Consider the following 1,534-nt stretch of genomic DNA (forward strand, 5'->3'; position numbering starts at 1 on the left):
TCGGCCAGGCGCTCGGCGGCGTCCAGCAGGGCCGGGGCCTTCATGGCTCGGGCGAGGAAGGCCAGGTCGGCGGCGGTCTGCCGGCCGGTGCGGGCTCCGGGGCCGTCGGGCTTGCCCGCGTCGGCCGTGGGGTGCGTTCTCGCGGGAGCGGTGGTGCGGGCCATCAGGTGTCCTCCTTCCCGCCGCCGCCCTCGATGAGGGTGAACACGCGGTCGTAGCTGCCCAGCTCGCGTTGTTCGACCTCGATGCCGAGGCTGTCGGGGGCCAGGGCCGCGGCTTTGGCGGTGGCGGCTCGGGCGGCCTGCTGGTGGATCACCTCACCGCGCAGGGCCCGGGCCGCGGCCGCGTGCTCGGGATCGGTGATCGACTGGTGTCTGGCCCAGCAGCGGGCATGGCGGGCCACCACATCGTCGCCGCAGGTCACGGTGATCTCCTCGGTGTCGGCACGGACCGTCACCATCCTGCCGATCGCCCGGGGGTGGACGGAGTAGTCGTTGGTGTCGACGCGGACGTAGTGGTCGCGTCCGAGGCGGGTGCGAGAGGGCCACCAGTGGGGCGGGGCAACGGGTGGGATCGGCAGCATCTCGGCGCGGTCGGCCTCCCAGCGGTCCACCGGCCGGGTGCCGATGATCCGGTGCTGTCGCCGATTGGCGATCTTCAGCCAGGCTGCGAGCTGGGTGTTGAAGTCGTCGGGGCCGGTGAACGTGCGGCCGGGAAGGAAGCTGGTCTCCAGGTATCCGTTCGCGCGCTCGACCAGGCCCTTGGCTTCCGGGTCGCGGGGGCGGCAGAGGTGCACCCTGACGGCGAGCAGACCGGCGAACGCGGCGAACTCGCTGGTCAGCCTGCCTTTCCCGACGCCTGCCTCGTTGTCCCAGACCAGCGTCTTCGGGACGGCGCCCCAGGCGGTGAGCAGGTGCCAGTGGCCGTCGATCAGGTCGCCGGTCTGCCGGGAGGGCAGCATCCGGGCGGTGATCACACGCGAGTAGCCGGAGACGATGACCAGCACCGGTGGCCTGCCCGACTGGCCGTAGCCGAGCGGGATGTCGGCCGGAGGGAACCACAGATCGCACTGGGCGAGCTCACCGGGCTGGTAGACGGTCCGGGAGACCGGGTCCACGGGAAGGTAGGCCGGGCGCAGTTCGCGTACACGTTCCTTGAGGATGGTCAGCCCGCGTTCCCAGCCGATCCGCTCGGCGATCACGGTGGCGGGCATCGTCGGGGTCTGCTTGAGCAGCTCGCGGATGGCGGGTTCGACGGCGCGTCCACCGCCGAGCCCTTCAGCGGACGCTGGTAGACCGGCGGCCGGTCGGTGGCCAGGGCGCGTTTCACCGTGTTCTTCGAGATCCCCAGGTGACGGGCGATCGCCCGGATCGGCATCTGCTCGGCCCGGTGCAGCCGGCGGATCTCAGCCCAGTCCTCCACGGAAATCACCCTCTCCTCCTGACCCTCAATGAAGATCAGGATGATCGGACGATCGCGAGGTGGGTCACCGTTGATCCGCCGTTCAGCGGTCAGTTTTCATCCGTCGCCGACA

At 70.9% G+C, this 1,534-nt stretch carries 1 pseudogene; it reads right to left on the reverse strand.

Annotation, left to right across the window (positions count from 1 at the left end):
• Positions 1-163: 163 nt before the first annotated feature.
• Positions 164-1,431: pseudogene (gene istA, locus ACIF9R_RS38255) on the reverse strand (IS21 family transposase).
• Between the last annotated feature and the right edge of the window lie 103 nt (positions 1,432-1,534).

The organism is Streptomyces sp. NPDC086080 (assembly GCF_044540255.1).
In the GTDB taxonomy this organism is placed as follows: Bacteria; Actinomycetota; Actinomycetes; order Streptomycetales; family Streptomycetaceae; genus Streptomyces.